This is a genomic window from Pseudomonas marginalis, assembly GCF_008692035.1.
Lineage (GTDB): Bacteria > Pseudomonadota > Gammaproteobacteria > Pseudomonadales > Pseudomonadaceae > Aquipseudomonas > Aquipseudomonas marginalis.
In genome coordinates this window covers 2,015,321-2,038,126 of the sequence record NZ_VTFG01000001.1, presented here as the reverse complement: position 1 = coordinate 2,038,126, position 22,806 = coordinate 2,015,321, and the positions used below count along the sequence as shown (strand labels likewise).

At 62.1% G+C, this 22,806-nt stretch carries 20 protein-coding genes and 4 tRNA genes; 22 read left to right on the top strand and 2 right to left on the bottom strand.

The window, feature by feature from the left end:
• Positions 1–16: 16 nt before the first annotated feature.
• The 16 genes from leuB to FX984_RS09355 all read left to right on the top strand — a co-directional run bounded on the left by leuB (position 17) and on the right by FX984_RS09355 (position 15,870).
• The gene (gene leuB / locus FX984_RS09430) at positions 17–1,099 is read left to right on the top strand and encodes a 3-isopropylmalate dehydrogenase (RefSeq protein WP_146476661.1); all 1,083 of its coding nucleotides are present in this window, start codon (positions 17–19) and stop codon (positions 1,097–1,099) included.
• Between the two features lie 64 nt (positions 1,100–1,163).
• Positions 1,164–2,276, top strand: coding sequence for an aspartate-semialdehyde dehydrogenase (asd, locus tag FX984_RS09425; RefSeq protein ID WP_027604071.1), 1,113 nt, complete (start codon positions 1,164–1,166; stop codon positions 2,274–2,276).
• A 249-nt stretch (positions 2,277–2,525) separates the two neighbouring features.
• Positions 2,526–3,536: an aspartate-semialdehyde dehydrogenase gene (locus FX984_RS09420; protein ID WP_092354909.1), complete on the top strand. Its 1,011-nt coding sequence runs from the start codon at positions 2,526–2,528 to the stop codon at positions 3,534–3,536.
• Between the two features lie 163 nt (positions 3,537–3,699).
• On the top strand, positions 3,700–6,261 hold the full coding sequence (locus FX984_RS09415) for a motility hub landmark protein FimV (protein ID WP_146476659.1): 2,562 nt from the start codon (positions 3,700–3,702) through the stop codon (positions 6,259–6,261).
• Positions 6,262–6,401: 140 nt separating this feature from the next.
• Positions 6,402–7,226, top strand: coding sequence for a tRNA pseudouridine(38-40) synthase TruA (truA, locus tag FX984_RS09410; protein ID WP_027604074.1), 825 nt, complete (start codon positions 6,402–6,404; stop codon positions 7,224–7,226).
• Positions 7,227–7,290: 64 nt separating this feature from the next.
• Positions 7,291–7,923, top strand: coding sequence for a phosphoribosylanthranilate isomerase (locus FX984_RS09405; RefSeq protein WP_027604075.1), 633 nt, complete (start codon positions 7,291–7,293; stop codon positions 7,921–7,923).
• 243 nt (positions 7,924–8,166) lie between these two features.
• On the top strand, positions 8,167–9,087 hold the full coding sequence (gene accD, locus FX984_RS09400; protein WP_027604076.1) for an acetyl-CoA carboxylase, carboxyltransferase subunit beta: 921 nt from the start codon (positions 8,167–8,169) through the stop codon (positions 9,085–9,087).
• A complete protein-coding gene (gene folC / locus FX984_RS09395; RefSeq protein ID WP_146476658.1) occupies positions 9,084–10,391 on the top strand; it encodes a bifunctional tetrahydrofolate synthase/dihydrofolate synthase in 1,308 nt (435 codons plus the stop codon). The genes accD and folC overlap by 4 nt, the downstream gene beginning before the upstream one ends.
• Positions 10,375–11,034: an SPOR domain-containing protein gene (locus FX984_RS09390; RefSeq protein ID WP_092354897.1), complete on the top strand. Its 660-nt coding sequence runs from the start codon at positions 10,375–10,377 to the stop codon at positions 11,032–11,034. The genes folC and FX984_RS09390 overlap by 17 nt, the downstream gene beginning before the upstream one ends.
• A 181-nt stretch (positions 11,035–11,215) precedes the next feature.
• Positions 11,216–11,773, top strand: a complete 558-nt coding sequence (locus FX984_RS09385; RefSeq protein ID WP_003192538.1) for a CvpA family protein — start codon at positions 11,216–11,218, stop codon at positions 11,771–11,773.
• 41 nt (positions 11,774–11,814) lie between these two features.
• Positions 11,815–13,320: an amidophosphoribosyltransferase gene (purF, locus tag FX984_RS09380; protein ID WP_027604079.1), complete on the top strand. Its 1,506-nt coding sequence runs from the start codon at positions 11,815–11,817 to the stop codon at positions 13,318–13,320.
• 65 nt (positions 13,321–13,385) lie between these two features.
• A complete protein-coding gene (locus FX984_RS09375; protein ID WP_146476657.1) occupies positions 13,386–14,597 on the top strand; it encodes an O-succinylhomoserine sulfhydrylase in 1,212 nt (403 codons plus the stop codon).
• 11 nt (positions 14,598–14,608) lie between these two features.
• Positions 14,609–15,373 carry an SDR family oxidoreductase gene (locus FX984_RS09370; RefSeq protein ID WP_027604081.1) on the top strand — a complete coding sequence of 255 codons (765 nt, stop codon included), beginning with the start codon at positions 14,609–14,611 and terminating at the stop codon, positions 15,371–15,373.
• Between the two features lie 107 nt (positions 15,374–15,480).
• Positions 15,481–15,556, top strand: a tRNA-Val gene (locus tag FX984_RS09365).
• A gap of 55 nt (positions 15,557–15,611) precedes the next feature.
• A tRNA-Asp gene (locus FX984_RS09360) sits at positions 15,612–15,688 on the top strand.
• Between the two features lie 105 nt (positions 15,689–15,793).
• A tRNA-Asp gene (locus tag FX984_RS09355) sits at positions 15,794–15,870 on the top strand.
• A gap of 157 nt (positions 15,871–16,027) precedes the next feature.
• Here the strand turns inward: FX984_RS09355 and FX984_RS09350 are convergent.
• Positions 16,028–17,311 carry an NAD(P)/FAD-dependent oxidoreductase gene (locus tag FX984_RS09350; RefSeq protein ID WP_146476655.1) on the bottom strand — a complete coding sequence of 428 codons (1,284 nt, stop codon included), beginning with the start codon at positions 17,309–17,311 and terminating at the stop codon, positions 16,028–16,030.
• Between the two features lie 184 nt (positions 17,312–17,495).
• Here FX984_RS09350 and FX984_RS09345 point away from each other — a divergent pair.
• Both FX984_RS09345 and FX984_RS09340 read left to right on the top strand, forming a co-directional pair.
• A tRNA-Val gene (locus tag FX984_RS09345) sits at positions 17,496–17,572 on the top strand.
• 163 nt (positions 17,573–17,735) lie between these two features.
• Positions 17,736–18,170, top strand: coding sequence for a hypothetical protein (locus FX984_RS09340; RefSeq protein ID WP_027604083.1), 435 nt, complete (start codon positions 17,736–17,738; stop codon positions 18,168–18,170).
• Between the two features lie 30 nt (positions 18,171–18,200).
• Here FX984_RS09340 and FX984_RS09335 read toward each other — a convergent pair whose 3' ends face one another.
• Complete coding sequence (locus FX984_RS09335) at positions 18,201–19,631, bottom strand: DHA2 family efflux MFS transporter permease subunit (RefSeq protein WP_146476654.1); 1,431 nt, start codon at positions 19,629–19,631, stop codon at positions 18,201–18,203.
• Positions 19,632–19,979: 348 nt separating this feature from the next.
• Here FX984_RS09335 and FX984_RS09330 point away from each other — a divergent pair, with 348 nt between their 5' ends.
• The 4 genes from FX984_RS09330 to FX984_RS09315 all read left to right on the top strand — a co-directional run bounded on the left by FX984_RS09330 (position 19,980) and on the right by FX984_RS09315 (position 22,766).
• Entirely contained in the window at positions 19,980–20,696 is a 717-nt protein-coding gene (locus tag FX984_RS09330) for a DUF969 domain-containing protein (protein WP_027604088.1), read from the top strand.
• A complete protein-coding gene (locus tag FX984_RS09325) occupies positions 20,693–21,643 on the top strand; it encodes a DUF979 domain-containing protein (protein ID WP_027604089.1) in 951 nt (316 codons plus the stop codon). The genes FX984_RS09330 and FX984_RS09325 overlap by 4 nt, the downstream gene beginning before the upstream one ends.
• 7 nt (positions 21,644–21,650) lie before the next feature.
• Positions 21,651–22,256: a pyroglutamyl-peptidase I gene (pcp, locus tag FX984_RS09320; protein ID WP_027604090.1), complete on the top strand. Its 606-nt coding sequence runs from the start codon at positions 21,651–21,653 to the stop codon at positions 22,254–22,256.
• Positions 22,257–22,319: 63 nt separating this feature from the next.
• Positions 22,320–22,766 carry an anti-virulence regulator CigR family protein gene (locus tag FX984_RS09315; RefSeq protein WP_027604091.1) on the top strand — a complete coding sequence of 149 codons (447 nt, stop codon included), beginning with the start codon at positions 22,320–22,322 and terminating at the stop codon, positions 22,764–22,766.
• Positions 22,767–22,806: the final 40 nt, after the last annotated feature.

Genomic DNA, 22,806 nt, shown 5'->3' with positions numbered 1-22,806 from the left:
ATGAAATGAGGAACCCATGAGCAAGCAGATTCTGATTCTCCCTGGCGACGGTATTGGTCCGGAAATCATGGTCGAAGCGGTCAAGGTCCTGGAGCTTGCCAACAGCAAGTACAGCCTGGGCTTCGAATTGAGCCACGACGTGATCGGCGGCGCTGCCATCGACAAGCACGGCGTGCCCCTGGCCGACGAAACCCTGGACCGCGCCCGCGCCGCCGATGCGGTGCTGCTTGGCGCCGTGGGTGGCCCGAAGTGGGACAAGATCGAGCGTGATATCCGCCCTGAGCGCGGCCTGCTGAAAATCCGCGCGCAACTGGGCCTGTTCGGCAACCTGCGCCCGGCGATCCTCTACCCGCAACTGGCCGACGCATCGAGCCTGAAGCCGGAAGTGGTAGCGGGCCTGGATATCCTGATCGTGCGTGAACTGACCGGCGGTATCTACTTTGGCTCGCCACGGGGCGTGCGCGAGTTGGAGAATGGTGAGCGCCAGGCCTACGACACCCTGCCGTACAGCGAGAGCGAAATCCGCCGTATCGCCCGCGTCGGTTTCGACATGGCCCGTGTGCGTGGCAAGAAGGTCTGCTCGGTGGACAAGGCCAACGTCCTGGCCTCCAGCCAACTGTGGCGCGAAATCGTCGAAGAAGTGGCCAAGGACTACCCGGACGTCGAACTGAGCCACATGTACGTCGACAACGCCGCCATGCAACTGGTCCGTGCGCCGAAGCAGTTCGACGTGATCGTCACCGACAACCTGTTCGGCGACATCCTGTCCGACCAGGCGTCGATGCTCACCGGTTCCATCGGCATGCTGCCGTCGGCGTCCCTGGACACCAATAACAAGGGCATGTACGAGCCTTGCCACGGCTCGGCGCCGGACATTGCGGGCCAGGGCATTGCCAACCCGCTGGCGACCATCCTGTCGGTCTCGATGATGCTGCGTTACAGCTTCAACCTGAGCGACGCCGCGGATGCGATCGAGAAGGCCGTGAGCCTGGTGCTGGACCAGGGCCTGCGCACCGGCGACATCTGGTCGCAGGGTTGCACCAAGGTGGGTACGCAGGAAATGGGCGACGCAGTAGTCGCCGCGCTGCGGAATCTGTAATCTCTCGGGCCCGCTTGCAGTTGTTGCTGCAAGGCGGCCCACTTTTTAACAAGGTGTAGTTGCGATGAAACGTGTAGGTCTGATCGGTTGGCGCGGTATGGTCGGTTCCGTGCTCATGCAGCGGATGCTGGAAGAGCAGGATTTCGATCTTATTGAGCCGGTGTTTTTCACCACTTCGAACGTAGGTGGCCAAGGGCCGTCCGTGGGCAAGGATATTGCCCCGCTCAAGGACGCCTACAGCATTGAAGAGCTGAAAACCCTCGACGTGATCCTCACCTGCCAGGGTGGCGACTACACCAGCGAAGTCTTCCCCAAGCTGCGTGAAGCCGGCTGGCAGGGTTACTGGATCGACGCCGCCTCGAGCCTGCGCATGCAGGACGACGCCGTGATCATCCTCGACCCGGTCAACCGCAAGGTCATCGACCAGCAGCTGGATGCCGGCACCAAGAATTATGTGGGCGGCAACTGCACCGTCAGCCTGATGCTGATGGGCCTGGGCGGCCTGTTCGAAGCCGGCCTGGTCGAGTGGATGAGCGCCATGACTTATCAGGCAGCTTCCGGTGCCGGCGCGCAGAACATGCGTGAGCTGATCAAGCAGATGGGCGCGACCCACGCCGCTGTCGCCGATCAACTGGCCGACCCGGCCAGCGCGATCCTCGACATCGACCGCCGTGTGGCCGAAGCCATGCGCAGCGATGCCTACCCGACCGAGAACTTCGGTGTGCCATTGGCCGGCAGCCTGATCCCGTGGATCGACAAAGAGCTGCCGAACGGCCAGAGCCGCGAAGAGTGGAAGGCCCAGGCCGAGACCAACAAGATCCTCGGCCGGTTCAAGAGCCCGATCCCGGTGGATGGCATCTGCGTGCGCATCGGCGCCATGCGCTGCCACAGCCAGGCGCTGACCATCAAGCTGAACAAAGACGTGCCGATCGCTGATATCGAAGGGCTGATCAGTCAGCACAACCCCTGGGTCAAGCTGGTGCCGAACAACCGCGACATCAGCATGCAGGAGCTGAGCCCGACCAAGGTCACCGGCACCCTGAATGTACCGGTGGGCCGTCTGCGCAAGCTGAACATGGGCACCCAGTACCTGGGGGCGTTCACCGTCGGCGACCAACTGCTGTGGGGCGCGGCGGAGCCGCTGCGTCGCATGCTGCGGATCTTGCTGGAGCGTTGATCGCTTGAAGCAATAATAGAAACCCGCGTTCTGGTGACAGGCGCGGGTTTTTTATTGTTCTTTCGGGCGCTATCGGGAGCAAGCCCCCTCCCACAGTGAACAGCATTTCAACGTTGGAACTCGGTTGAATGTGGGAGGGGGCTTGCCCCCGATAGCGCCATCAGCCACTCCACCAGCCCCAGGTTAATTGCCTCACTCCCGGCCACCCGGTAAAGTGCCGCTCCCCCCGCAATGCCCGAGGCAGCCCCCATGACCCAGACCTTTGAAATTGCCGTGATCGGTGCCACCGGTACGGTCGGCGAAACCCTGGTGCAGATTCTCGAAGAGCTGGCATTCCCGGTGGGCACCCTGTACCTGCTGGCGGGCAGTAACTCTGCTGGCGCCTCGGTACCGTTTCGCGGCAAGAACGTACGGGTCAAGGAGGTCGACGAATTCGATTTCAGCAAGGCGCAACTGGCCTTCTTCGCCGCAGGCCCGGCAGTCACCCTGAGCTTCGCGCCGCGAGCCACGGCGGCGGGTTGCTCGGTGATCGACTTGTCGGGAGCCTTGCCCGCCGAGCAGGCGCCCCAGGTGGTGCCGGAAGCCAATGCCCATGTCCTCGACGGCCTGGAAAAACCGTTCCAGCTCGGCAGCCCGAGCCCGTCCGCCACCAACCTGGCGGTGGTGCTGGCGCCGTTGCGCGGCTTGCTGGACATCCAGCGTGTCGCCGTCACTGCCAGCCTGGCAGTGTCTGCCCAGGGCCGCGAAGCCGTCAGCGAATTGGCCCGTCAGACCGCCGAGCTCCTGAACGTGCGCCCTCTGGAACCTAAGTTCTTTGACCGGCAAATGGCCTTCAACTTGTTGGCACAAGTCGGCACGCCAGACGCCCAAGGGCATACCGCCTTGGAAAAGCGCCTGGTTCACGAGCTGCGCGCAGTCCTGGAATTACCTTTGCTAAAGATTTCCGCAACGTGCGTTCAAGCCCCGGTGTTTTTTGGCGATAGCCTGACTGTGTCGTTGCAATTGGGCGCGGCGGTCGATCTTACCGCCGTCAACCGCGCATTGGAGGCCGCGCCCGGTATCGAGCTGGTAGAAGAGGGGGATTACCCTACAGCCGTGGGCGACGCAGTCGGCCAGGATGTGGTCTATGTAGGCCGGGTGCGCGCAGGAGTGGATGACGCGGCTGAACTAAATCTGTGGCTGACGTCAGATAACGTACGCAAGGGCGCCGCCCTTAACGCCGTGCAACTGGCGCAGTTGTTGATAAAACGCCTTGCGTAAAAGATACTTGGCGGCAATTTGTAGATTGATTCTAACCAGGCGCTATGCTTGGCCCCAAGCAGGAACAATTGCGCGTCGGTGACCTATCGGCTCGCCATGCCTTATGGCAAGCGGTTACCAACCTTCTCGCAGGCCGGGGAGTGTTCAAACAAAGGATGAGGCTATGGTTCAAGTTCGCAAACTGGTGTTAGCAATAGCGGCCGCCTCGGCGCTGTCCTCCGGTATGGCGCAGGCGCTGCAGCTGGGGGAAATGACCCTTAAATCGAAGTTGAACCAGCCGTTGTCGGTGGAAATCGAATTGCTCGATGTCGGTGGCCTCACGGCGTCCGAGATCACCCCGAGCCTGGCCTCATCCCAGGCGTTCGTGGACGCGGGCGTCGATCGCCAGGCGTTTCTCGATGACCTGACGTTTACCCCGGTCATCAATCCCAGTGGTCGCAGCGTGGTGCGCGTCACCTCCAGCAAGCCGCTGCCGGATTCCTACGTACGTTTCCTGCTGCAGGTGCAATGGCCCAATGGCCGCCTGATGCGCGACTACAGCGTGTTGCTCGACCCTGCCAAGTTCGACCAGTCGGCTTCGACCCCCGCAGCACCTGCACCACGCGTGGGAGCGCCCGCCCGCACTGCGCCCGCTGTGAGCAAGCCGGCCCAGCACACCACCACCTCCCGCGACACCCTGTGGGAAATTGCGCAGAAGCACCGCAATGGCGGCTCGGTGCAGCAGACCATGCTGGCCATTCAGGCCCTCAACCCCGACGCCTTTGTCGACGGCAATATCAACCGCCTGAAAACCGGCCAGGTGCTGCGCCTGCCGGACACCGTACAAAGCACGGCGTTGCCGCAACCTCAGGCAATCGCCGAAGTGAGGGTGCAAAATGCCGCGTGGCGCCAGGGGCGGCGCGGGGCTACCAATCAGGCGGCCGGCAAGCAGCAACTGGACGCCACCAAGCGTGCCCAGGCCGGCAATGCGCCGTCGACCACCAATGCCCAGGACAACCTGAGCCTGGTCTCGGCTGAAGCAGCCAAGAAAGGCGGCAAGGGCAAGGCCGGCGACAGCCAGGTCCTGAGCGACAAGCTGGCGATGACCCAGGAGCAACTGGACACCACTCGCCGCGATAACGAAGAGCTCAAGAGCCGTGCCGCAGATCTGCAAAGCCAGTTGGATAAACTGCAAAAGTTGATTCAACTGAAAAACGATCAACTGGCCCGTTTGCAGGCAGAAAAAGGCGACCCGGCCGTAGCGGCGACGGCAGCGATGCCCGCACAGCTGGCAAGCGACCCGGCCGCCACGCCGGCAGCACCCGCTGCACAGCCCGCCGCGCCAACCCCAACCCCGGCGGCGCCGGCACCTGAGGCGGCTAAACCGGCCGCCGCACCTGACACCACCGAAGGCAAGTTCAATGATCTGCTGACCAACCCGGTTGTCCTCGGTGTGATCGGCGGCGCGGCTGGCCTGGTGGTGTTGCTGCTCCTGCTGCTGTGGGCGCGCCATCGCAACGCCCGTCGTGAAGAGGAAAAGCACTTGCGCATGGCGCGGGCGCTGGCTGAAGAGCCGGAATTTACCTCGAACATCGAACAGGACCTGCCGTCGGACAGTTTCGAAGGCCTCGAAGTGCCGCCGTCGAACGTCAAGCTGGCAGCCGCTCCGGCACCTGCTCCAGTGGTTGCGCCGGCGGTAGCGGTTCCGACGGTTGCCTCCGTGCTCGCGCCGCTGGCCGCTGCCGTGGCCCCGCAAAACGCCAACGATGCCCTGGCGCAAGCCCAGTCCCATATCGACCGTGGTCATCTGAACCAGGCCGCCGATATGCTGGAGCAAGCGATCAAGCACGAGCCCAAGCGCAGCGACCTGCGGTTGAAGCTGATGGAAGTCTACGGCCTGCAAAGCGACAAGGACGGTTTCGTGACCCAGGAGCGTCAACTGGTGGCCAATGGTGAAAACCATGCCCAGGTCGAGCAGCTCAAGTCGCGCTTTCCTGCGATGGCGGTATTGGCGGCGGGCGTCAGTGCCGCGGTTGCCGCCGCGGCCCTCGACGCGCAGTACGTCAAGGACCTGCTGGAAGACAAACCGGCCGTCCCGGCCACCGAGCCCGATGCACTCGACACCGATTTCGACCTGAGCCTGGATGAGATGGAGGCGGCTTCGCCAGCCAGCCTGGACGACGAACAGACGTTTGCAGCGCTCCTGGAACAGCAATCGGCGCCCAAGGCCGGCGAGGAAAACCTGTCGGACTTCGACCTGGATCTGCAACTGAATGACCCGGCGTCCGAGCAGTCCGACGACGACTTCCTTTCCGGTCTTGAGGACCAGATGAAGGATGTGTCTGCCGTGGAGCCGCCGACGCTGACCCCATCGGCGCTGGATGACTTCGATTTGCCGGAGGATTTCGACCTGTCCCTGGCGGATGAGCCAGAAGCAGCCGCCAAGCCGGATGCCTTCGCTTCGGAGCTGGACGATGTCAACGCCGAGCTGGATCGCCTGTCCCAGAGCCTGGAAAGTCCGCCCATCGAACCTTCCTTTACCGCTGAGGACGCGGCGCTGGGCGATGATGAGCCAGAGTTCGATTTCCTGTCCGGTACGAATGAAGTCGCCACCAAGCTCGATCTCGCCCAGGCCTATATCGACATGGGGGATGCCGACGGCGCGCGGGACATTCTCTCCGAAGTGCTCACCGAAGGTGATGAGGCGCAGCGCGGCGAGGCCAAGGAAATGCTCGGCAAAATCTGAAGGTCGATGCCGGTGCGGTGTGGGAAGGTCAATCCCCAACAAAAGCGCACGCCACGCAGCTGGCGCATTTATAATGGCCGCCTTCGCGCAACTCATCAGGCTCTCAGTTCTTGGCAAATATAGATAACCCGGCCGCCGAAATGGCGGCCGCTGGCTTTTACCGCATCGCCCTCGGCGTGGAATACAAAGGCTCGCGCTATCGCGGCTGGCAGCGCCAGGCGTCAGGCGTGCTGACGGTGCAGGAAACCCTGGAGAAGGCGCTGTCGAAAGTGGCTGACTCCCCGGTGTCGTTGATGTGCGCCGGGCGTACCGATGCCGGTGTGCATGCCTGCGGTCAGGTGGTGCACTTCGATACCCAGGCCGAACGCACGATGAAGGCCTGGGTGATGGGTGCCAATATCAATTTGCCCCATGACGTCAGCGTCAGTTGGGCCAAGGTCATGCCTGCGCACTTTCATGCGCGTTTCAAGGCGATTGCCCGGCGTTATCGCTATGTGATCTACAACGACCAGATCCGTCCCGCGCACCTCAACGAAGAAATCACCTGGAACCACCGTCCGCTGGATGCCGAGCGCATGGCCGAGGCTGCGCAGCATCTGGTAGGGGTGCATGATTTCAGTGCGTTTCGTGCCGGCCAGTGCCAGGCCAAGTCGCCGATCAAGGAAGTCCACCACCTGCGGGTGACTCGCCACGGCAAGATGATTGTGCTGGACATCCGCGCCGGCGCCTTCCTGCACCATATGGTGCGCAACATTGCGGGCGTATTGATGACCATCGGCACCGGCGAGCGCCCGGTGGAATGGGCCAGGGAAGTGCTGGAAAGCCGCATTCGCCGCACGGGCGGCGTCACGGCGCATCCGTTTGGCCTGTACCTGGTGGATGTGGAGTACCGCGACGAGTTCGAACTGCCGCAGCGTTTCATCGGGCCCCACTTCCTCACAGGGTTCAGTGAACTTGGCGGCTGACGCCCGGAAAAGCTTTTGTTACCATCCGGGACTTTATCGGTCCAACCCCTGAGGTTTCTACGACATGCCTGCCGTTCGCAGCAAGATTTGCGGGATTACCCGCATAGAAGACGCGCTGGCGGCAGTCGAGGCGGGGGCGGATGCCATTGGCCTGGTGTTTTATGCCAGGAGCCCACGGGCGGTGAATGTGTTGCAGGCGCGGGCGATCATTGCGGCGCTGCCGCCGTTCGTGACCACCGTGGGCTTGTTCGTCAACGCCAGCCGCTGCGAACTCAACGAAACCCTGGATGCCGTGCAGTTGGATATGCTGCAGTTTCACGGTGACGAAACCCCGGATCAATGTGAAAGCTACCAACGCCCGTATATCAAGGCGTTGCGGGTCAAGGCGGGTGACGATATCGCGAGGGCCTGCGCTGCCTATTCCGGCGCGCGTGGCATTCTGCTGGACACGTATGTCGAAGGCGTACCCGGTGGTACCGGCGAAGCGTTCGATTGGTCGCTGATCCCCGAAGGATTGAGCAAGCCGATCATCCTGGCCGGGGGGCTCAACCCTGGCAATGTCGGTGCGGCGATTCAACAGGTCCGGCCGTATGCCGTGGATGTCAGCGGTGGGGTAGAGCAAGGCAAGGGCATCAAGGATCACGACAGGATTCGCGCATTCATGCACGCGGTGCGCAACAGCAGTGACGGGATGTGACGGCTGGCAGTCTGCCGCCGTCCATAACTACCGCTGTGTAAAACAGCGCGGCGTCGCCTGAGGGCGGCCCGGAAATGAAGTGGCAACCTGCACTGGCAGGTTGTCTGGAAGGCTGAGGATGCAGGCTGGAAATGGCAGGTCGAACGTCTGACCCCGTCCAGCCTGCGTCATCGCCACATATGAATTTAGCTCAAGGGCATACGCGGGGCTGTGTTCAAGCCACCGGTACTGGAGAAAGAAAGCATGAGCAACTGGTTAGTAGACAAACTGATCCCTTCGATCATGCGTTCCGAGGTGAAGAAAAGCTCGGTTCCTGAAGGTCTGTGGCACAAGTGCCCATCCTGCGACGCGGTGCTGTACCGCCCCGAGCTGGAAAAGACCCTGGATGTTTGCCCCAAGTGCAACCACCACATGCGTATCGGCGCCCGCGCCCGCATCGACATCTTCCTCGACGCCGACGGCCGTAACGAGCTGGGCGCCGACCTGGAGCCGGTCGACCGTCTCAAGTTCCGCGACGGCAAGAAGTACAAGGACCGCCTGACCGCTGCGCAAAAGCAGACCGGTGAGAAGGACGCGTTGATTTCCGTCAGCGGCAAGCTGCTGGGCATGCCGGTGGTAGTGTCGGCGTTCGAGTTCTCCTTCATGGGCGGCTCCATGGGTGCCATCGTCGGCGAGCGCTTCGTGCGCGCCGCCAACTACGCCCTGGAAAACCGTTGCCCGATGATCTGCTTCGCCGCCTCCGGTGGTGCGCGGATGCAGGAAGCGTTGATCTCCCTGATGCAAATGGCCAAGACCTCTGCGGTGCTGGCGCGTCTGCGCGAAGAAGGCATTCCGTTCATCTCCGTGCTGACCGACCCGGTCTACGGCGGCGTTTCCGCCAGCCTGGCGATGCTCGGCGACGTGATCGTCGGTGAGCCGAAAGCGTTGATCGGCTTTGCCGGCCCGCGCGTGATCGAGCAGACCGTGCGCGAAAAACTGCCGGAAGGCTTCCAGCGCAGCGAGTTCCTGCTGGAGCACGGCGCAATCGACCTGATCATTCCGCGCGGTGAGCTGCGTCCACGCCTGGGTAGCCTGCTGGCGCAGATGATGGGCCTGCCGACACCTGTTTACGTCGCGCCTAAAGTCGAGCCGATCGTTGTGCCGCCGGTGCCTGCGAACCTATGACCCAACGTACCCTGGGCGAATGGCTCGCCTACCTCGAGCAGTTGCATCCGTCCGCCATCGACATGGGCCTGGAGCGCTCGCAACAGGTAGCGGCCCGCCTTGGGTTGGGCCGGCCGGCGCCGCGTGTGATCACGGTGACCGGCACCAACGGCAAGGGCTCTACCTGTGCCTTTGTTGCCGCGCTGCTGCAGGCCCAGGGGCTGAAAGTCGGCGTGTACAGCTCGCCGCACTTGCTGCGTTACAACGAGCGGGTGCAACTCAATGGTGTCGAAGCCAGCGATGAGCAACTCTGCGAAGCCTTCGCCGCACTTGATGCCGGGCGCGGTGAGATTTCCCTGACTTACTTCGAAATGGGCACCCTGGCGGCGTTCTGGCTGTTCGAGCGTGCGCAGCTGGATGTGGTCGTATTGGAAGTGGGCCTGGGCGGGCGCCTGGACACCGTCAACGTGGTGGATGCCGACCTGGCGCTGGTCACCAGTATTGGCGTGGACCATGCCGACTACCTGGGGGATACCCGCGAGTCCGTGGCCTATGAAAAGGCCGGGATTTTCCGCCCGGGCAAGCCTGCGCTGTGCGGTGACCTGGATCCGCCGCAGCCCTTGCTGGACAAGGTGCGTGAGCTGGGCTGCCCATTCTTCCTGCGTGGCCGCGAATTCAATCTTGAAATCGGTGACCGGCATTGGCAGTGGCGCGGCCGGGATGCCCGTGGGCTGGTTGTAGAGCTGCGTGATCTGCCCTTGCTGAACCTGCCGATGGAGAACGCCGCGCTCGCGCTGCAAGCCTATCTGTTGCTGGACCTGCCTTGGCAGGCTGGGCAGATTGCTGCGACTTTGCTGGCGACTCGCGTGGTGGGACGCCTGGATCGTCGTGCGTTCGACTGGCACGGCAAGCGCCTGAGCCTGCTGCTGGATGTGGGGCATAACCCCCATGCAGCGCAATACCTGGCCAAGCGCCTGGCACGCACGCCGCCGGCGGGGCGTCGCCTGGCTGTATTCGGTTTGCTCGCCGATAAGGACCTGGAGGGCGTGGTTGCGCCGTTGCTGGACAGTGTCCAGGCTTGGGCGGTAGCGCCGCTGGATACGCCCCGCAGTCGTCCGGCCCATGAGCTTGAGATCGCGTTACAGAACCTTGGTGTGCCGGTGGCGTCGTATGCAAGCGTGACTGCTGCCCTGGAGGCGCAGTGCGCGGTGGCGACGGCCGAGGACGAGATTCTGTTGTTCGGATCATTTTATTGTGTTGCCGAGGCGCTTGAGTGGTTGGCCCGGCGCTCCACGGAGGAAGCTGCACATGGCATTACTGGATAGCGCATACAAGCAGCGAATGGTTGGAGCCCTGGTGCTGGTGGCATTGGCGGTGATTTTCCTGCCGATGCTGTTTTCCCGCCAGGACGAGCAGCGCCAGGTGGTTGTCGAGGCTCCGGCTGCGCCCCAGGCACCGGCAGTGCCCCAAGTGCAGGTGGAGCCGGTGGTGGTGCCTGAGCCGCAGGCGTTGCCGGAAGAAGAGCCGGTGCCGACCGATGATGAGGTGGCCGCGCAGCAGGCGCCGTCGATGCCGGTGCAGCCAAGCGTGCCGGTGGTCAAGCCGACACCTGCTCCGGCGGTCGCCGCCAAGCCGGCGACACCTGCGCCTGCGCCCAAGCCTGTAGCGCCACAGCCTGCTGCGCCGGGCAAGCCGGATGTTGGGCAAAGCCGTATCGACCCGAATGGTCTGCCGATTAGTTGGTCGATCCAGGTGGCCAGCCTGGGCAATCGTGAAGGCGCCGACGCCTTGCAGAAGAAGCTGCGTGCCCAGGGCTACAACGCCTACATCCGTAGCACCGACGGCAAGAACCGGGTGTTTATCGGGCCGCTGATCGAGCGCGCCGAGGCGGATCGGCTGCGGGATTTGCTGGACCGTCAGCAAAACCTGAAGGGCTTCGTGACCCGCTTCCAGCCTGAGCGCGGCTGAGTCCGTGGAATGCAATCCAATGTGGGAGGGGGCAAGCCTCTCCCACATTGGTTTTGCAGTGGGGTTGAAATCCGGCTGGCTCGCCACAAACTATTGATTTGCAAAGCAGCCGCAATCACAGCTTACCGACAGCCCGACGCTCTGCTAAAATGCGCCGCCTTATCCGTCCGTAGGCTCAAACGTGCCATTTACCTGGGTTGACTGGGCGATCGTTGCAATCGTCGCCATCTCCGCTTTGATCAGTCTAAGCCGCGGCTTCGTAAAAGAAGCATTGTCGTTGCTGACCTGGATCATCGCAGGAGTCGTAGCCTGGATGTTCGGCGGTTCGTTGTCGGTCTACCTGGCCGGATACATCGAGACACCTTCGGCTCGCGTCATCGCGGGCTGCGCCATCATGTTCATCGCCACGCTGCTGGTGGGGGCAATGGTCAATTATCTTATTGGCGAGTTGATACGTGTCACCGGCCTCTCCGGGACCGATCGATTTCTCGGCATGGCCTTCGGTGCCGCGCGTGGTGCGTTGCTGGTGGTCGTGGCGGTCGGGCTGTTGAGCCTGGGGCCGGTACAGCAGGATTCGTGGTGGCAGGAGTCGGTACTCGTGCCAAAATTTCTATTGGTTGCAGATTGGTCCAAGAACCTCATATTGGGGTGGAGCAGTCAGTGGCTGGCCAGCGGAATCAGCGTACCCGCTGATCTTCCGTTCAAGGAACACCTCTTGCCGGCCAAAACGCCGCAGTAAGTTGTGTTCAGTCAAGATTCATTAAGTAGGGGTTGCGTCGCATGTGTGGCATCGTCGGTATCGTCGGTAAGTCGAACGTCAATCAGGCGCTGTATGACGCGCTAACCGTCCTCCAGCACCGCGGCCAGGACGCTGCCGGTATTGTGACCAGCCACGACGGCCGGTTATTCCTGCGCAAGGACAATGGCCTGGTACGTGACGTGTTCCATCAGCGTCACATGCAGCGCCTCGTCGGGCACATGGGCATTGGCCATGTGCGTTACCCGACCGCCGGTAGCTCGACGTCGGCCGAAGCTCAGCCGTTCTACGTCAACTCGCCTTACGGCATTACCCTGGCGCATAACGGTAACCTGACCAACGTTGAGCAACTGGCCAAGGAGATTTACGAATCTGACCTGCGCCACGTCAACACCAGCTCCGACTCGGAAGTGCTGCTCAACGTGTTCGCCCACGAGCTGGCCCAGCGCGGCAAGCTGCAGCCGACCGAAGAAGACGTGTTCGCCGCCGTGATCGACGTGCACAACCGTTGCGTCGGCGGTTATGCCGTTGTGGCGATGATCACCGGCTACGGCATCGTCGGCTTCCGTGACCCCCACGGTATTCGCCCGATCGTGTTCGGCCAGCGTCACACCGACGAAGGCGTCGAGTACATGATCGCGTCCGAAAGCGTGTCCCTGGACGTGCTGGGCTTCACCCTGATCCGCGACCTCGCGCCGGGCGAAGCGGTGTACATCACCGAAGACGGCAAGCTGCACACTCGTCAGTGCGCTGTCGCGCCGAAACTCACCCCGTGCATCTTCGAGCACGTCTACCTGGCGCGTCCGGATTCGATCATCGATGGCGTTTCGGTGTACAAGGCACGCCTGCGCATGGGCGAGAAGCTGGCCGACAAGATCCTGCGCGAGCGTCCCGAGCACGACATCGACGTGGTGATCCCGATCCCGGACACCAGCCGCACTGCTGCGCTGGAGTTGGCCAACCACCTGGGCGTCAAGTTCCGCGAAGGCTTCGTGAAAAACCGTTACATCGGTCGTACCTTCATCATGCCGGGCCAGGCTGCGCGTAAGAAGTCGGTGCGTCAGAAGCTCAACGCCATCGAGCTGGAATTCCGCGGCAAGAACGTGATGCTGGTGGACGACTCCATCGTACGCGGCACCACCTGCAAGCAAATCATCCAGATGGCCCGTGAAGCCGGTGCGAAGAACGTGTACTTCTGTTCCGCAGCGCCTGCCGTGCGTTACCCGAACGTGTACGGTATCGACATGCCGAGCGCCCACGAACTGATCGCACACAACCGCACGACCCAGGACGTGGCCGACCTGATCGGCGCCGATTGGCTGATCTACCAGGACCTGCCGGACCTGATCGAGGCGGTCGGCGGTGGCAAGATCAAGATCGAGCAGTTTGACTGCGCCGTGTTCGACGGCAAGTATGTGACCGGTGACGTCGACGAGGCCTACCTGAACAAGATCGAGCAGGCGCGTAACGACTCGTCGAAGATCAAGACCCAGGCGGTCAGCGCGATCATCGATCTGTACAACAACTGAGTAGACACCGGCCCTGAGGGGCCGGTTTTGTATCTTAAATAAAGAATTGAGTAAGGAGTCGCAGCATGAGTCAGGAATGGGATGCCGGTCGGTTGGACAGCGACCTCGATGGCGTAGCTTTCGATACCCTGGCTGTGCGCGCCGGCCAGCACCGTACCCCGGAAGGTGAGCACGGTGACCCGATGTTCTTCACCTCCAGCTACGTGTTCCGCACGGCGGCCGACGCCGCGGCGCGCTTTGCTGGCGAAGTGCCGGGTAACGTTTATTCCCGCTACACCAACCCGACTGTGCGCGCTTTCGAAGAACGTATCGCGGCCCTGGAAGGCTCAGAGCAGGCGGTGGCGACGGCCACCGGCATGGCGGCGATCCTGGCGGTGGTGATGAGCCTGTGCAGTGCCGGCGACCACGTGCTGGTGTCGCGCAGCGTGTTTGGTTCGACCATCAGCCTGTTCGAGAAGTATTTCAAGCGCTTCGGTATCGAAGTGGACTACGTGCCCCTGGCGGATCTGTCCGGCTGGGATGCGGCGATCAAGTCCAACACCAAGCTGCTGTTCGTCGAGTCGCCGTCCAATCCGTTGGCCGAGTTGGTGGATATCGCCGCGTTGTCAGAAGTGGCTCACGCCAAAGGCGCAATGCTGGTGGTCGACAACTGTTTCTGCACGCCTGCCTTGCAGCAGCCGCTGAAGCTGGGCGCGGACATTGTGGTGCACTCGGCCACCAAGTTTATCGATGGCCAGGGCCGTTGCATGGGCGGCGTGGTTGCCGGTCGCAGCGAGCAGATGAAGGAAGTGGTGGGCTTCCTGCGCACCGCCGGCCCGACCCTGAGCCCGTTCAATGCCTGGATCTTCCTCAAGGGCCTGGAAACCCTCAGCCTGCGGATGAAGGCCCATTGCGCCAACGCCCAGGCCCTGGCCGAGTGGCTGGAGCAGCAGGACGGTATCGAAAAAGTGCATTACGCCGGCCTCAAGAGCCACCCGCAGCACGCATTGGCCCAGCGCCAGCAACGTGGTTTCGGCGCCGTGGTGAGTTTCGAAGTGAAGGGCGGTAAAGAGGGCGCCTGGCGCTTTATCGATGCGACGCGCCTGATCTCCATCACGGCCAACCTGGGCGATAGCAAGACCACCATTACCCATCCGAGCACCACCTCCCACGGACGCCTGGCGCCGCAGGAGCGTGAGGCGGCCGGTATCCGGGACAGCCTGATCCGCATCGCGGTCGGCCTGGAAGATGTCACGGATCTGCAGGCTGACCTGGCTCGCGGGCTGGCTGCCTTGTGATCGAGTGGTCCCTGGAGGCCGCGGCGGCCAGTAATGGGCGCGTCGCCCTGGTGACGGGCGCGGCGCGGGGCATTGGCCTCGGGATTGCGGCGTGGCTGATCAGCGAAGGCTGGCAGGTGGTCTTGACCGACCTCGACCGCGAGCGCGGTTCCAAGGTGTCCAAGGTGCTGGGCGAAAACGCCTGGTTTATCACCATGGACGTTGCTGACGAGAAGCAGGTGGCCCAGGGGGTCGCCGAAGTCCTGGGGCAGTTCGGGCGCCTGGACGCGTTGGTCTGTAACGCTGCGGTGGCCGACCCGCACAATATCACCCTCGAAAGCCTCGACCTGGCCTACTGGAACCGTGTGCTGGCCGTTAACCTGAGTGGGCCGATGTTGCTGGCCAAGCATTGTGCGCCTTACCTGCGTGCCCACGGCGGAGCCATCGTCAACCTGGCGTCGACCCGGGCTCGTCAGTCGGAGCCGGATACCGAGGCTTATGCGGCGAGCAAGGGTGGCCTGTTGGCGCTTACTCACGCCTTGGCGATCAGCCTCGGGCCGGAAGTGCGGGTGAATGCGGTCAGCCCTGGCTGGATTGATGCCCGTGATCCAGCTGCGCGGCGTGCCGAGCCTTTGACCGATGCCGATCATGCCCAGCATCCGGCGGGCAGGGTGGGTACGGTAGAGGACGTGGCAGCGATGGTGGCGTGGTTGCTGTCGCGCCAGGCCGGGTTTGTCACCGGGCAAGAGTTTGTGGTGGACGGTGGCATGAGCAAGAAGATGATTTACAGCGAGTAGGACGGGTAGCCGTCTTGTAGCCATTTTGTCTTTTTCAGAAAAACTTCAAGCAGGCTATTGACTTAGGTCCGCTACCTGCGTAAATTTCGCGGCCTCAACGAAGCAAAGGGTGATTAGCTCAGCTGGGAGAGCATCTGCCTTACAAGCAGAGGGTCGGCGGTTCGATCCCGTCATCACCCACCACTTCTTGAGAGTTTTGCCTTCGGGCAGGACGCAACGTTAAAGGTTGCACCGACGCGCAGCGGTAGTTCAGTCGGTTAGAATACCGGCCTGTCACGCCGGGGGTCGCGGGTTCGAGTCCCGTCCGCTGCGCCATATTTTCCAGGTTCGATTTATCGGGCTTGAGATTGAACAGCCAAGGCTGATCGATCAGATGTTCAAGGACGGTTGAGGCGGTTTGCTCGGCCGGTCAAGCGATACGCAGCGGTAGTTCAGTCGGTTAGAATACCGGCCTGTCACGCCGGGGGTCGCGGGTTCGAGTCCCGTCCGCTGCGCCATATCTGCCTCAAGGCCCGCTGAACGCCTTGGAGCACAAAGCAAGCCACTGGCTACTTTGATCCGATAGCAAAGACCCTGGTCGAAAGACCGGGGTTTTTTGTGTCTGCAATTTGGCGATTTTTTGCGGGAGCCGGCGAACCGGATCCCATTGATTTGTCAGAAGCCCAGCTTATCCCGCAGCCCGTAATACCAGGCTCCCAGTGCCGCAAATGGTGTGCGCAACAGTTGCCCGCCCGGGAATGGGTAGTGCGGCAGGTCGGCAAACGCATCAAAGCGCTCTGCCTGGCCTCTCAGCGCTTCCGCCAGCACCTTGCCCGCCAGGTGGGTGTACGTCACGCCATGGCCGCTGCAGCCTTGTGAGTAGTAGATGTTGTCGCCCAGGCGACCGACCTGTGGCAAGCGCGACAGGGTCAGCAGGAAGTTGCCGGTCCAGGCGTAGTCGATCTTCACATCCTTGAGTTGTGGGAAGGCCTTGAGCATCTTCGGGCGGATGATTGCTTCGATGTTCGCCGGGTCGCGCGCGCCATACACCACGCCGCCGCCGAAGATCAGGCGCTTGTCACTGGTGAGGCGATAGTAGTCGAGCAGGTAGTTGCAGTCCTCAACGCAGTAATCCTGCGGCAGGAGTGTCCTGGCCAGCTCATCCCCGAGTGGCGCCGTCGTGATCACCTGGGTGCCACAGGGCATCGACTTGGCCGCCAGCTCCGGCACCAGGTTGCCCAGGTAGGCATTGCCCGCGACGATGATGAACTTGGCCCTGACCTTGCCTTCGGCGGTGTGGACCACCGGGTTGGCGCCACGCTCGATGCGCACCGCCGCCGATTGTTCGTAGATCGTCCCGCCCAGGGACTCCACGGCTGCGGCTTCACCGAGTGCCAGGTTGAGTGGGTGGATATGGCCGCCACTCATGTCCAGCAGTCCGCCGACATAGTTGTCACAGGCCACGACCTCGCGAATGCGGCGCTGGTCCAGCAACTCCAGCTGTGTATGGCCGTAGCGCTCCCACAAGCGTTTCTGCGACTCCAGATGGCCCATGTGCTTGCTGTTGAGTGCCGCGAACACGCCGCCGTCCTTGAGGTCGCACTGGATCTGGTACTTGGCGACCCGCTCGCGGATGATCCTGCCGCCCTCGAACGCCATCTGCCCCAGCAACTGCGCCTGCTGGGGGCCGACGCTGCGCTCGATCACATCAATGTCACGGCTGTAGCTGTTGACGATCTGCCCGCCATTGCGGCCTGACGCGCCAAAACCCACCTTGGCGGCTTCCAGTACCGTTACGCGAAAACCGTTCTCCAGCAGGAACAGCGCGCTGGACAGGCCGGTATAGCCGGCACCGATCACGCACACATCGGTTTCGACGTCCCCTTGCAACATTGGGCGCGGCGGAACGGCATTGGCGGAAGCGGCGTAATACGACTGGGGGTAGGGGGTGTTCGCCATCCTGGAACCTCTGTTTTATATTTTTTACGAGTGCCCTGATCCTACCTGAGTTGAAAATTGCCTGCCAGCCACCCCAAAAAGTACGGTGCGCCGGCTGCAAATAAATAATTCGCATATTCATAGGGTTAGCTGCAAAAAAGATGTTGACACCCCTCCGGAATTCCGTAGAATGCCGCCTCACAGCAGGCACGTAGCTCAGTTGGTTAGAGCACCACCTTGACATGGTGGGGGTCGTTGGTTCGAGTCCAATCGCGCCTACCAAACAAAATCCGCTCTGCTGGGCGGTCTGGAAGGGTTCACCGAAAGGTGGGCCCTTTTTTGTTCGTGCGATTTATTACTACCCGAAAATCTTCCTACCCCCGCCTAAAGTAATCGACCCCCAGGCCGATAGAGATCGCAAATCTCTTACTCTCGGACACTTGGCATGCTTATCAACATCAGCACTACCGCCTCCGTAGCAAGCACCCCAAGCACTGTCAGCTCGACGGCTGCCGCGACCAAGGAAAGTACAAGCAGCGCAGGCGGCACGACCGTCAACATGCACGCTGATTCCAATGGTGCGGCAGGTGTAAGTGGCGGTGGCCAAGCCTCCTCGCTCTCGAAGGAGTCCGATACCGTCAAAGAATTGAAGAAGCAGATCGAGCAGTTGCAAAAGCAGCTTCAAGCGCAGCAGCAAGCCTTGCAAAAAGCTCAGTCCAGCAACCAGAGTGCAGAAGCCAAAGCGGCGGCAGTAGCGGCGGCGCAGATGCAGATCGCCGGCACTGCGGCGGCGTTGCAGACAGTGACTTCCGCACTGTTGCAGGCAGTCACCGATGAGGGCAACAGCACATCGGGTTCGATGGTCAGTACCACCGCCTGATACTGGCAACAGTGTGTTGAGTCGCAGCCTTCACTGTCGATTCAACACACTTTCTCCCGCTCCCACCGTCAAGCGATATACATCCACCAGCGCCCACGCTCCCAGCAGCGCCACGCCGACGAACGCCACGCGAAAATCCCCGACCTGTGCCTGCATCTCATGCCCCTGCAGGGTCATGGATGCCCGTAGCAGCAGCGCCGCCACCGTTACGCCCATCCCCATGGCCAGCTGGAATGACATGCTGAACAGCGCCGAGGCCTCACTCATGCGCGGTTTGGGCACATCCGCGAAGCCGATCGAGTTGTAGCAGGTGAACTGCATCGAGCGGGATAACCCTCCCGCAAACAACACGGCCGCGATCAGCACAAATGGGGTCTGCACCGTGAAAAGCGCGCAAGCGGCTATCGACACCACGCCGATTATTCCGTTCACCAGCAAGACCCGGCGAAACCCATAGCGGCGCATGATGGCCGTGGTGAACGGCTTCATCGCCAGATTGCCAGCGAATACCGCCAGCACCAGCAAGCCTGCGTCCACCGGGGACAAGCCAAAGGCGACTTGAAACAGCAGCGGCAGCAGGAACGGCAGGGCGCTGATGGCCAGGCGAAACAGCGAGCCGCCATAGATGCTCACACGAAATGTATCGATGGACAGGGTCTCGAGCGGCAATAACGGGTCGCTGGCATGGCGGCAATGGTGCACGGCCCACACTGCCAGCGCGATGCCTGCCGCGACCAGCACGGCGCCTGGAATAAGGCGTTCACCGGTCTCGTTACCCAGCCATTCCAGCCCGCCCAGCAGGGCCACACAGGCGCCTGCCAGCAGTACAAACCCCTTGGCATCGAACTGGCGCACGCTGGCTTCACGGTCTTCCGGTACCAGCCACAGTGCGGCGGCCAATGCCAGCGCACCCAGCGGCAGATTCACGTAGAAGATCCATGGCCACGATGCATGCGTCACGATCAAGCCGCCGACCAGCGGCCCCAGAATCGGCGCGACCAGGCCGGGCCAGGTAATGATCGCGATCATGTTCACCAAGTCTTTCTTATCCGTATTACGCAGCACGGCCAGGCGCCCCACGGGCACCATCAATGCGCCGCCCATGCCCTGCAGGACGCGGGCGAACACGAACATCTCGATACTTTGGCTGAGCCCGCAGAGCAGCGAGGCGAGGGTGAACAGGATGATTGCGCCAGCGAATACCCGGCGCGCACCAAAGCGGTCAGCGACCCAGCTGGACAGCGGTATGAAGATCGCCACGGCGAGGATATAGGCGGTGATGCCGATGTTCATGTCGACCGGTGTCACCCCGAAGGCGGTCGCCATGGTCGGTAGCGCGGTGGCGATGACCGTGGCGTCAAGGTTCTCCATGAAGAAGGTTACGGCGACCACCAGGGCGATCAGACTGGTGTGTAGACTGAGGCGGTTTTGCGCGGCGGAGTCTGGAATGGCTGAGCTCACCGGTGCTGCCCTCTTTCAGTGAACGGTTTGATGAAGAAGGCCGACCAACTGCCCGATGCGCCGCGCACGATAAACGGGCGGCGTTAAGATGAGCGAATCCTTCATGGTCTGTCCACGTCTTGTTACTCGTGGGCTACTCAATTACCCACAAAATTTATTGGTTTGCAGCAACAATTTTTCTTGTTGGACACCTCCCGCTCCCAGGCAGCACAGTTGCCGCCACTGACGCTCGCCCTGACGGGCCAACAATAAAAAACCGAGCCGACTGCACGCCACTTCCTGCTGTGAACCCTTTGTTCACATCCTGCTGTAATGGCGCCGCAGCGCGCACTTAAGGACCTCTCCGCCATGCAAACTGTTGTGAACTTATGGCCGTTGATCGGCGTACTTGTGATCGTGGTTGGCTTTGTTTTGCGTTTCAACCCGCTGTTGGTGGTCACCGCCGCAGCTATCGCCACCGGGCTCGCTGCCCACTTCCCGCTGGAGAAAATCCTCGCCACTATGGGGGATGGTTTCCTACAGACTCGCGCCCTGCAATTGATCCTGTTGTTGCCCCTCGCCGTCATCGGTCTGCTGGAGCGCCACGGCTTGCGCCTGCACGCGCAGAACTGGATTGCGCGGTTTGAGCGCGCCACGGTCGGACGCCTGCTGATCATCTATCTGTTTGTGCGCGAATCCACCGCAGCCATGGGCTTGACCAGCCTCGGCGGGCACCCGCAGATGGTGCGCCCACTGCTGGCACCGATGGCCGAAGGCGCGGCGGAAAAGCGCTACGGCAAACTGCCGGACAAACTGCGTCACAAGGTGTTGGCCATGTGTGCGGCCACCGATAACGTCGGCCTGTTTTTTGGTGAGGACATCTTCGTCGCCTTTGGTGCGATTGCCTTGATGCATACCTTCCTGCTCGGTTCGGGGATTGATGTGGAGCCGCTGCACATTGCGGTGTGGGGCATTCCTACGGCGATTTGCGCCTTTATCATTCACGCGCTCCGACTTCATCGGTTTGACCGAAGACTGACCCGCGAGATGACGACCGCCGCGAACCCTGTGGAGGCCGCGCAATGATCATCTCTATCCAATACCTGTACTGGCTCGCCGGGATCCTGCTGCTGATCACCGCCGGCATGATCCTGTTGGATCGAAGCCATCCCAAGCGCTGGTCCAGCGCACTGTTCTGGCTGCTGTTTGCCATCCCGTTCCTGGTGGGGGAGCGCCTGCCCTCGGTGGTGGTCGGTGCGGGAGTGGTGGTGATGGCGCTGATCGCCGGCCTGGGCGGCGTCGGCCGTGGCACCCATGCTGAGTTGCATGACAAGGCTTCGCGCGCCAGTGCCGGCCGCCTCGGGCACAAGCTGTTTATCCCGGCGCTGGCGATCCCCCTGACCACCGTGATCGGTTCGGTCTTGCTCAAGCACACCGAGATTGGCGGGGTACCGCTGCTGGATCCGAAAAACACCACCTTCGTGTCCCTCGGCATCGGCTGCCTGATCGCCCTCGGCCTGGCGTGCTGGCTGACCCGTGATACCCCGGTGCAAGCCTTGCGCGAATCCCGGCGACTCACCGAGGCCCTGGGCTGGGCCATGGTGCTGCCGCAGATGCTGGCGATGCTTGGCCTGCTGTTCAATGAAGCCGGTGTCGGCACGGCTGTCGCCCATGTCACCACCACCTACATCAACCTGGATTTCAAGTTGGTGGCGGTCATGGTGTACGTGCTGGGCATGGCGCTGTTTACGGTGATCATGGGCAATGGCTTCGCGGCGTTCCCGGTGATGACCGGGGGCGTCGGCGTGCCGGTGCTGGTGGGTATCTACGGCGGTAACCCGGCGGTGATGGCCGCCATCGGTATGTTCTCCGGCTACTGCGGTACGCTGATGACGCCGATGGCGGCCAACTTCAATATCGTGCCGGCGGCGTTGCTGGAGTTGCCGGACAAGAACGCGGTGATCAAGGCGCAACTGCCGACCGCGTTGATGATGCTGGTGGTCAATATTGTCCTGCTTTATGTGTTGATGTGAGGCGACGATGCGAACTGTATTGCTGACGGGGTTCGAGCCCTTTGATCAAGACCTGGTGAATCCTTCCTGGGAAGCGGTGCGCCAGTTGGATGGCGTGCAACTCGACGATGATGTGCGGATTGTTGCGCGCCGATTGCCCTGTGCGTTTGCCACGGCGGGTGAGTGCCTGCTCCAACTGATCAGTGAACTGCGTCCGGCGATGGTCATCGCCACTGGGTTGGCCCCCGGGCGCAGCGAAATATCCATCGAGCGGGTGGCGATCAACGTCAACGATGCACGCATCCCCGATAATCTGGGGGAGCAACCCATCGACACGGCGGTGGTGGTCGGCGGCCCGGCGGCGTACTTTTCGACGCTGCCGATCAAGGCCATGGCCAGGGCGGTGCGCGAAGCAGGGATTGCGGTGTCGGTATCGCAGACGGCGGGTACATTCGTGTGCAACCAGGTGTTCTACCGCTTGCAGCACGAACTCGCGGGCACCGGTGTACGCAGTGGTTTTATCCACGTGTCGAGGGATCTTGGCGCGGGCCTTGTCGATGGGCTGCGCATCGCGGTGTCGGCGGCGTGGAATACCCCGGTGGATGTGCTGGAAGTGGGTGGTCAGGTGAGTTGACGTCCCCCGGGGTGCGATAACCTCGACTACAGTTCAGCTACATTCCTGTGTTGGATTATCGCCATGATCAAGTGCCCGAAATTCGTATCTGTTGCGCTTTCGCTTGTGTTGTTTGCCGCTGGCGGTATGGCCCTGGCTGACCCAGGCAATGGCAAGGGGCAAGGCAACGATAAAGGCAATGGTCACGGCGGACAGGAGCATGACAAGCCCAAAGGCAAAGGTGTAGCAGGCAGTCATGGCCCCAGCGTCGACCGTGGCAGCGTGCTGAATGTGTTGGGCGGTTATCGCGACTACTGGAGCCCTGGGCCCGCCTTGCCGCCAGGCATCCAGAAGAACCTGGCCCGCGGCAAGCCGCTGCCGCCGGGCATTGCCAAGAAGCTGGACGGGCGTTTGTTGGGCCGCTTGCCCCATTACGAGGGATACGAGTGGCAGCAGGCGGGCACCGACTTGATACTGGTGGCCATCGCGACGGGCATCATCTACGAAGTCCTCAATGGCGCCCTCGATTGAGCTGGCGGTGTCGACCGCATGGCGCTCGACCTGCCGTGTT

What these genes read in the sequence shown, in the direction of transcription:
- FX984_RS09325 (WP_027604089.1), top strand. Translation starts at nt 20,693, where the DNA reads ATGATCATCTCTATCCAATACCTGTACTGGCTCGCCGGGATCCTGCTG.
- accD (WP_027604076.1), top strand. Translation starts at nt 8,167, where the DNA reads ATGAGCAACTGGTTAGTAGACAAACTGATCCCTTCGATCATGCGTTCC.
- FX984_RS09415 (WP_146476659.1), top strand. Translation starts at nt 3,700, where the DNA reads ATGGTTCAAGTTCGCAAACTGGTGTTAGCAATAGCGGCCGCCTCGGCG.
- FX984_RS09390 (WP_092354897.1), top strand. Translation starts at nt 10,375, where the DNA reads ATGGCATTACTGGATAGCGCATACAAGCAGCGAATGGTTGGAGCCCTG.
- FX984_RS09330 (WP_027604088.1), top strand. Translation starts at nt 19,980, where the DNA reads ATGCAAACTGTTGTGAACTTATGGCCGTTGATCGGCGTACTTGTGATC.
- purF (WP_027604079.1), top strand. Translation starts at nt 11,815, where the DNA reads ATGTGTGGCATCGTCGGTATCGTCGGTAAGTCGAACGTCAATCAGGCG.
- FX984_RS09315 (WP_027604091.1), top strand. Translation starts at nt 22,320, where the DNA reads ATGATCAAGTGCCCGAAATTCGTATCTGTTGCGCTTTCGCTTGTGTTG.
- truA (WP_027604074.1), top strand. Translation starts at nt 6,402, where the DNA reads ATGGCGGCCGCTGGCTTTTACCGCATCGCCCTCGGCGTGGAATACAAA.
- folC (WP_146476658.1), top strand. Translation starts at nt 9,084, where the DNA reads ATGACCCAACGTACCCTGGGCGAATGGCTCGCCTACCTCGAGCAGTTG.
- FX984_RS09340 (WP_027604083.1), top strand. Translation starts at nt 17,736, where the DNA reads ATGCTTATCAACATCAGCACTACCGCCTCCGTAGCAAGCACCCCAAGC.
- asd (WP_027604071.1), top strand. Translation starts at nt 1,164, where the DNA reads ATGAAACGTGTAGGTCTGATCGGTTGGCGCGGTATGGTCGGTTCCGTG.
- FX984_RS09375 (WP_146476657.1), top strand. Translation starts at nt 13,386, where the DNA reads ATGAGTCAGGAATGGGATGCCGGTCGGTTGGACAGCGACCTCGATGGC.
- leuB (WP_146476661.1), top strand. Translation starts at nt 17, where the DNA reads ATGAGCAAGCAGATTCTGATTCTCCCTGGCGACGGTATTGGTCCGGAA.
- FX984_RS09420 (WP_092354909.1), top strand. Translation starts at nt 2,526, where the DNA reads ATGACCCAGACCTTTGAAATTGCCGTGATCGGTGCCACCGGTACGGTC.
- FX984_RS09405 (WP_027604075.1), top strand. Translation starts at nt 7,291, where the DNA reads ATGCCTGCCGTTCGCAGCAAGATTTGCGGGATTACCCGCATAGAAGAC.
- FX984_RS09350 (WP_146476655.1), bottom strand. Translation starts at nt 17,311, where the DNA reads ATGGCGAACACCCCCTACCCCCAGTCGTATTACGCCGCTTCCGCCAAT.
- pcp (WP_027604090.1), top strand. Translation starts at nt 21,651, where the DNA reads ATGCGAACTGTATTGCTGACGGGGTTCGAGCCCTTTGATCAAGACCTG.